This window comes from uncultured Desulfovibrio sp., assembly GCF_944327235.1.
GTDB lineage: Bacteria > Desulfobacterota > Desulfovibrionia > Desulfovibrionales > Desulfovibrionaceae > Desulfovibrio.
Window position 1 is genome coordinate 1 of record NZ_CALVHE010000104.1, and the last position, 7,892, is coordinate 7,892.

The 7,892-nt window shown below is 59.3% G+C and carries 5 protein-coding genes and 2 pseudogenes; 4 read left to right on the top strand and 3 right to left on the bottom strand.

Translation table 11 applies throughout. The features are described 5' to 3' along the window. Window positions 1-1,175: 1,175 nt before the first annotated feature. From Q0K00_RS10685 to Q0K00_RS10695, 3 genes and pseudogenes are all read left to right on the top strand, one after another. Window positions 1,176-1,754: pseudogene (locus Q0K00_RS10685) on the top strand (flagellin); the annotation flags it as partial. 606 nt (window positions 1,755-2,360) lie between these two features. Continuing rightward, window positions 2,361-2,660, top strand: a pseudogene (locus tag Q0K00_RS10690) (flagellin); the annotation flags it as partial. Window positions 2,661-3,139: 479 nt separating this feature from the next. Next, complete coding sequence (locus Q0K00_RS10695) at window positions 3,140-4,054, top strand: AEC family transporter (protein ID WP_297229372.1); 915 nt, start codon at window positions 3,140-3,142, stop codon at window positions 4,052-4,054. 83 nt (window positions 4,055-4,137) lie between these two features. Here Q0K00_RS10695 and prfA read toward each other — a convergent pair whose 3' ends face one another. From prfA to rpmE, 3 genes are all read right to left on the bottom strand, one after another. Further along, the gene (gene prfA, locus Q0K00_RS10700) at window positions 4,138-5,208 is read right to left on the bottom strand and encodes a peptide chain release factor 1 (protein WP_297229374.1); all 1,071 of its coding nucleotides are present in this window, start codon (window positions 5,206-5,208) and stop codon (window positions 4,138-4,140) included. Between the two features lie 27 nt (window positions 5,209-5,235). After that, window positions 5,236-6,264: a DUF1385 domain-containing protein gene (locus Q0K00_RS10705; RefSeq protein ID WP_297229376.1), complete on the bottom strand. Its 1,029-nt coding sequence runs from the start codon at window positions 6,262-6,264 to the stop codon at window positions 5,236-5,238. A gap of 375 nt (window positions 6,265-6,639) precedes the next feature. Then, window positions 6,640-6,852, bottom strand: coding sequence for a 50S ribosomal protein L31 (rpmE, locus tag Q0K00_RS10710; protein ID WP_296306025.1), 213 nt, complete (start codon window positions 6,850-6,852; stop codon window positions 6,640-6,642). Between the two features lie 184 nt (window positions 6,853-7,036). On the opposite strand from rpmE, the gene Q0K00_RS10715 reads away from it, so the two are divergent. Beyond that, entirely contained in the window at window positions 7,037-7,804 is a 768-nt protein-coding gene (locus Q0K00_RS10715; protein WP_297229379.1) for a TlyA family RNA methyltransferase, read from the top strand. The last annotated feature ends 88 nt before the right edge of the window (window positions 7,805-7,892 follow it).

Sequence of the window (7,892 nt, forward strand, 5' to 3'; positions counted from 1 at the left end):
CGCGTGACGAGCGTCCGGGCGGCGTCGGAGCTTCCGCCCCTGCGGGGCGGCGATCTCCTCCGCGCCATGCCGCGCTTTCGCTTGCAAAACAGGATGGGGACCTTTTGCGCATGGAGGGGAGTTCCATGTCCGGAAGTCTGGAAAAAGGCTTTCCCTTGCTGATTCCGCGCACTGTGCCTGTGAGCGCGGGATGGGCGGCGGGGGGATATTCGTCTCGTGCTATCTGAGTGCTTGGTGCCCGGGACGGTGTTTGGAGAGCTGTCCCTTGCTTGTGGCTGTTGGTTTGTTTGAGGTGTGGAGAGGGGCGTTTCCTGTTGCGGGCAGGGAGGATAGGCCGATTGGTGCAGGCTGGCATATCTTATTCAGAGGGGATGAGTTTTACCTGCCATCGGTTTGTATTTTTCTTTGGGCTTTGGAAGAGGCTTGCAGGGCAATCGTACCGGAGGTCGCAAACTGAAGAGTTGGGGTAAGTGTTTTTTGGGGGCAGTTGGTACCGCTCGCATTGAAAAGCCTTTTTCAAACGTAGGCTTTTCGTCTTGGTCAGTGTGCTAAGAGGGGTGCCGTTCTGTAGGAGACTAAAAGCCAGCCAAACGATGGTAGCATACGCTCACCGTTGGACAGCCTCCTCAAAAGTTTTTTGCTGGTAGCCGTCTTTACCACTCCTCTACGACGCAAAATTATCGGCGCAGCCAAAGCGAAAAAATTTTGCGTCAGTCCAGTTCGTCAAAGGTGTGCGTGACATGAAAAAATACCCTCGGTAAGCAGCGATATGACCGAAGTCAGGGGACATTTTGCTGTATTGGGTTCGTTTGTGTGGGAACGGGGACGCTTGGGAGACGGCGCAGGGCCAATTCCAAGCGCGCAGGTATATTGACGAAGTTCTGAAATCTTTTTACATAATAGAAAATTCAATTTACGGAGTGGCTGTCATGCGAAGTTCTCCCCTATCCCCGCTCTCTCTCTCTCTCTCTCTCTCTTGCTGATATAAATAACATCCGGGGACAGTCGGTCTGCCATCCTGCCGGTCGCTGCTGTGGGCATGGAGCGTTGTCCGTGCCGACGTCTGTTGCCCTGTGCAGGCGTTTTAAGCACGGTCGCAAAGAAGTGGTGGATTTCTCAGCTCTGTCTGCCCGCGTGCATCTGCTCGCCCTCGTCGGGCAGGGGAGGGCAGCCGCATGAGTCCTCTGTCCGTCAATCACAATCTCATGGCCTATGGCGTGTCTCGTCAGCTGTCCGCGCATTACGACACGCTGGCGGATTCCGTGCGCCGCCTCTCCACCGGTCTGCGGGTGGAACGAGCGGCCGACGATGCGACCGGGCTGGCTATCCGCGAACTCATGCGGGCGGACATCAAGGCTCTGGGGCAGGGCGCGCGCAACGCCAACGACGCTATCTCCCTCATCCAGACGGCGGACGGGGCCTTGCAGATCATCGACGAGAAGCTCATCCGCATGAAGGAACTGGCCGAGCAGGCGGCTACCGGCACCTACGACTCCACGCAACGTCTCATCATCAACAGCGAATTCCAGCAAATGGCCTCGGAGATAGACCGCATCGCCAAGGCCACCGATTTCAACGGCGTGAAGCTGCTGGACGGCTCCCTCTCCGGTCGGCATGACGGCACCGGCGCGGGCAGCGCGGATGGCCTGTCCTCCACTGGCGCGCTCAAGGTGCATTTCGGTACGGCCAACGACAGCGCGGAAGACTATTACTATGTGGAGATAGGAGATTGTACGCTGGCCGGACTGGGACTGCGGGAAGGCGGAGCGGCTGGTGGAGGCGGCGTTGGCGGCGGAGGAGCCGGATATGGCGGGGTGCCTATTTTGAGTGAGAGAGTACAGAATGGAAAAGTTGTGGAATATAATTCTGGTTTTATTTCCTTTGGAATCATTCCGGCAGGCTCAACAAACATCTCGTTGTATCTTAATGATGGCGCCCAGCCTGATGATATTCTGATATTTAATAGAAAAGGGGAGCTTCTTGCAGGAAATCCAATGAATCAATGGAGTTATATACCAGTAGGTAGTGAGTATTCTGAATCAAATGGGTTTCTTCCCGGTGCAGTTTATGACTCCCACAAAGTAAATGGAACTGGAACCTTCCTTAACTATGTATCTTCAAATTATTTATATAATTTTACAGTCGATGGCATGAATTTTGGCTATACGGGGAGCACAAAGGATTTCAACCCAAACACACGTGATCCTGTCGAAAAACTAACCATAGATTATGTCACTGAGGATTTGGTTCTTGTTGTTGCAGGAATAGGAGTTTTTAATTTTTCGGCCAGTTGGACGGCCATGCCCACGGCGGGCGGTGGTGGTGTCGTGCCCCCTGGCGATCCCAACGGCGACATCATCTCCATCAGTACGCAGGAACTTGCCCAGCGAGCCTTGAATCGGCTGGACAACGCCATCGTCCGCAAGGATCAGATCCGCGCCCATCTTGGCGCAACGCAGAACCGGCTGGAAAATACGGTGACAAACCTCAACGTGCAGGCCGAGAGTCTGCAGGCGGCGGAATCTCGTATCTCGGACGTGGACGTGGCCACGGAGATGACGACATTCGTCCGTAATCAGGTCCTTACCCAGTCAGCCACCTCCATGCTGGCGCAGGCCAATGCCTTCCCCCACATGCTCTTGCAACTCTTGCAGGGATAAGGGGCGGCTTCTGGCCGCTTCGCAGTTTTCCGCCGGGCATTCTTTGGATGCCCGGCGTTTTTCGCGTGCGCCAGAGGACACGGGCCTACAGGATGCATCCTCCCTCAATGCGCGAGGTGGGGCCACACTCCCCAGTATCCTCCCGAATAAAAGTGCGTTGGGGGAAGGGGGGCGGGGGAGGGCCTTTCCTGTCAGGCATCATACGGCAATTTGTCCTTTTTTCAGCGTTTTTGTGTGCATGTAACCGATGGGGCGGAGCTGGGACGGTCGCTCCGGTCGGTGATGTGGCCTGCGGGAAAAGCAGGATATTACCGCTTTCTTCTTTGACAGGTCCGGCTGTTCCGCGCATAGTACGGGAATAGAGTCCGTTGAGCGTGGTCCTGTCGGCTACCTGACTGTTCCGGCATTTCGGCAGGGCTTTCCGCTGCGCGCAAACGAGGGGGCGGTGTATGGTTTTCTGGCTGGCGCTTCAAGGCGTTTTGGGATTGCTGCTTATCAGCCTTGTGGGCTATGTGCTGGCGGCCAAGGGCTGGTTTGACGCACATGCCATCATCACCATGCCGCGCCTCATCACCTGCGTGGCTCTGCCTCCCTATCTCTTTTATACGGTCAGCCATTCATTCCAGCGGGACCAGCTCCTGCATATGATCTATGGCTCTCTGATACCGCTCCTGTCCATGTTGCTGACCGTTGCGCTGGCGTATGTGCTGGCGCACCTGTTGCGTGTGAAGGAGACCCGGCGGGGATTGTTCTGCACCGGCATGTCGGCTTCCAATACCATGTACATCGGTCTGCCGGTGAATCTGGCCCTGTTCGGTGACGAGGCGCTGCCCTTCGTGCTGCTGTATTTCTTCGCCAATACGGTTTTTTTCTGGACCGTGGGCAATTACGCCATCAGTCATGACAAGGAAGAGCTGCGCGCCAAGTCCAGCCTGCTGACCAATGCGCGGCATATCTTCTCTCCGCCCATGATCGGTATGTTGTGCGGGGCGGCACTGGTGGTGTTTTCCATCCGGCTGCCCAGCTTTGTGGAGTCCTTTGCCCAGTATCTCGGCAACATGACTACGCCGCTCGCCCTGATCTTCATCGGGACGACGCTCTACCAGATGGACCTGCGCCATTTGCATATCGACAAGGACCTGATCCTCGGCGTCGTGGGCAAGCTGGTGCTGGCCCCGCTGTTGCTGGCTGTCATGCTGTTGTTCCTGCCTGACGTGCCGGACCTCATGCGCAAGGTGTTCATCATCCAGGCCGGTTTGCCCAGCATCCTGCAGACCGCGCTAATGAGCGCCTATTACGATACGGACCCGCAGTACGGGGCGCTGATGGTGACCATGACGACCGTCCTCTCCATCCTTAGCATCCCGCTGGCCATGACGCTGGTTTCGCTGTAGTGGCCAGCCTTGCGGAGAGTTCCGCCATAAAAAAGCCGTCCACGTGTGGACGGCTTTTCTGCTTTTAGGGAAGCAAGTCGCTATCAGGCTTCGGCATGGGCCTTGAGGGCTTCCGCCTGCGCGGCCGTGGCGAGCGCCTCGAAAAGCGGATCCAGCTCGCCTTCCATGATGCGATCAAGAGAATACAGCGTCAGGTTGATGCGGTGGTCCGTGCAACGGCCCTGCGGGAAGTTGTAGGTGCGGATCCGCTCGGAACGGTCGCCCGATCCCACCTGCGCCTTGCGGTCGGCGGACTGCTCGTTGGACTGCCGTTCGCGCTCGGCGGCCAGGATGCGCGAGGCGAGTACCTTCATGGCGCGGGCCTTGTTCTTGTGCTGAGAGCGTTCGTCCTGGCAGGTGACCACTGTCCCCGTGGGGATGTGGGTGATGCGCACAGCGGATTCGGTCTTGTTGACGTGCTGCCCGCCCGCGCCGGAGGCCCGGTAAATGTCGATGCGCAGGTCTTCGGGACGGATCTCAACGTCCACTTCCTCAGCTTCGGGCATGACGGCCACCGTGGCGGCGGAGGTGTGGATGCGGCCCTGTGTCTCCGTGGCGGGCACACGCTGCACGCGGTGCGTACCGGCTTCAAACTTGAGATGGCTGTAGACGCGGTCGCCGGAGATGAGGCAGATGATTTCCTTGTAGCCGCCGGAATCGGAAGGGGACTCGCTCATCACCTCGACTTTCCAGCCTTTGACTTCCGCATAGCGCGTGTACATGCGGAAAAGGTCGGCCGCAAAGAGCGAGGCCTCCTCGCCGCCGGTCCCGGCCCGGATCTCCAGGATGGTATTCTTTTCATCCAGCGGGTCCTTGGGCAAGAGCAGGACCTTGAGCTGCTGCTCCAGCTTGGGCAATTCTTCCTCGGCCGCGGCTATCTCTTCCTGCGCCATAGCCTTGATGTCCGGGTCGCTGTCGTGGAGGAGCGCCTTGTTGTCAGCGATCTCCTGCACGAGCCGACGATGCCGCCGGAAAAGCTCCACCACATCGCGCAGGTCGGCATGGGCCTTGGCGGTTTTACGGTACATCTCCTGATCGTTGTAGACGGCAGGATCCGCGAGCTGCTTTTCCAGCTCGACATATTTGTTTTCCAGGGCTTCCAGTTTGCCGAACATGCTTCCTCCGATAGGGACAAGACGCCGCTAGGGGCGCTCAACGGATCGTACAATATAGTCCGCCGTGCGGATCTCCCGTCCGGCAGTCTCCTCGCCAAGAGCCTCGCGCAGGGCGGACAGCGCCACTTCGATCTGCGCCTTGTCCGGCTCGGCGGTGGTCAGACGCTGCAGGACAAGCCCCGGCGTACGCAGCACGCTTGCCCAGGGGCCTTCGGAAAGGCGCGCCGCATAGCGGATGAGCTCGTACGCCAACGCACTGATGGGGATGACCAGCAGCAGCTTGAAAGCCAGGGTCAGCGCATGTTTGGCCACAACGTTCTGCGGCGTGTACACATGCAGCAGCGCGGGGACGAGCACAGCGTGCAGGATGATGGAAATGCAGATGACGAAAAGCAGGAACGTCGTACCGCAGCGCGGGTGCAGACGGCTCATGCCCGCGGCGGCCATGACATCCACGATGCCGCCGCTCTCAAAGGCGTGGATGGTCTTGTGCTCGGCCCCATGATACTGGAACACCCGGCGAATGTCCGGCACGAAAGAAATGAGCCAGATATACCCCATGAAGATGCAGCACTTGTAGAAACCGTCCCAAAGGTGGAAGGTCAGCCCCTCCACGCCGCCGCTCATGCCCAACGCCTGCATGAGCAGGGACAGGCCATGCGGAGCCACCACAAAGAGCAGCACCGCCATGAGCAGCGCCAGCAGCATGGTCAGCACGAGCTGCGAACCCGAGATCGGGGGCTCGTCCTCGTCAGCCTGCATGACGGCGGAGCGGTTGAGCGCCTTGATGCCGTTGACGAGCGTTTCCAGCAGCACGGGAAAGCCGCGCAAAAACGGCTTTTTGAGCAGCGGACGGCGCGTCAGGGAAAACCAGGGGAAACGCTCCACCACGATATCCCCTGACGGATGACGGGTCGCCAGCGCATAGCCCTCGCCGTGACGCATCATGATACCTTCCATGACGGCCTGACCACCGACAATGGGACAGGCGGACTGCCACAGCAGCCCGGGCAAATGACGCAGGGAGCGCAAGATCAAAGAAGCTACCTTGAGCATGATACGGCCTTTCCGCGACAGCGGACACGGCAAGGAGACTGCCGCCGCCATCCCGGTCTCCCTCTCTGTCCCGGGATCTATCCGCTAGGGCATTTTCAGGTCGAAACGCTTCGCGTTCCAAACCATACGGCACCATGCGGCCTGTCGTTTCGCGGGAAAAACGCAGTTTTCCCGCTCGCGTTGGGCTGGGCGGCGCTGTGCCGCCGCCTCGCTTTTCGCCTTTTGATGCCAAAACGCTCTAAGCAGCCATCTTGCCGGAAGGGAAAAAGATACAGCTCCAGCAAGGCCATGACAGAATTTCCGTCAACGGCCTTGCCAGAGGAAGATCTTCGCGCCGGAACGGCGGGACAGGCGTGCCGCAAACCGCGGCGCTGTCTACTTCTGTTCGAACTTGGCGTACTTCTTGCGGAAGCGGTCGATGCGGCCAGCCGTGTCGAGGAAGCGCTGCTTGCCGGTGAAGAAGGGATGGCAAGCGGAGCAGACTTCCACATGCACCTGCTCGCCCTTGGTGGAGAGCACTTCTTCGGTATTGCCGCAGGCGCAGGTGATGGTAGCCTTGTACACCGTGGGATGGATGTCTTTCTTCATGATCAACCTCGTGTATGGCAACGGCGCGAGCCGTTGAAAATTCGTACCGCGTCACGGCTGTGCGTGGCAGGGCCAAAATCTATAGCCTTCTTTTGCGGCTTTGGCAAGCCTTGCGGCCCGGTCCCCGAAAAAAAGACGGCAGCCGCCATTGCGTCCCGCCGAGCAAGCGGCTACACTGCCGCCCATGTGTGCCAAAATCGCCCGTCAACGCGCGGATGCTCTCGTGCATCAGCAGGGCCTTGCCGAAAGCCGCGAACAGGCCCGCCGTCTCATCATGGCCGGAAAGGTCGCTCTCTCCCCGGAAGGGCTCCCGCCCGGCGCGCCGCCGCTCAAGGTGGACAAGCCGGGGCATCCCTATCCCGAAAATACGGTATTCGTCCTGCTGGAAAAGGAGTGCTACGTCAGCCGCGGGGCCTACAAGCTGCTGACCATCCTGGAAAATTTCCAACTGGACGTGACCGGCCTCGTGTGTCTGGATGCCGGGGCCAGCACCGGCGGCTTTACCGACTGCCTCCTGCAGCACGGCGCTGCCCGCGTCTATGCCGTGGATGTGGGGAAAAACCAGCTGCACGAAAAGTTGTGCGCTGACCCTCGCGTCGTCAACCTCGAAGGCGTCAACCTGCGCTCCGCTCCTCCGGAACTCCTGCCCGAACCCGTCGATCTGGTGGTCGGGGACGTGTCCTTCATCTCCCTGACCCTCGTGCTTCCCCCCTGTATGCAGTGGCTGCGTCCCGGCGGACGCATGGCCGTGCTCATCAAGCCGCAGTTCGAACTCGGCCCCGGCGAGACCGTCAAAGGCGTGGTGCGCGACGAGGCCGCCCGCCAGCGCGCCGTGGACAAGATCCTCACCTTCTGCCGCGATACCCTCGGCCTTGCCTGCCTCGGCGTCCTCCCCGCCGCCATCCGCGGCCCCAAGGGCAATCAGGAATACATGGCCCTGTTCCAGCGCTGATTTTTTGTTTTTTTGAGCGAGAGGCTGCAAGAGTCAGTGTAGATTGCGGATCGGCTCCTGTAGAGATCTCTGCGTGCGGAGTGGAGTG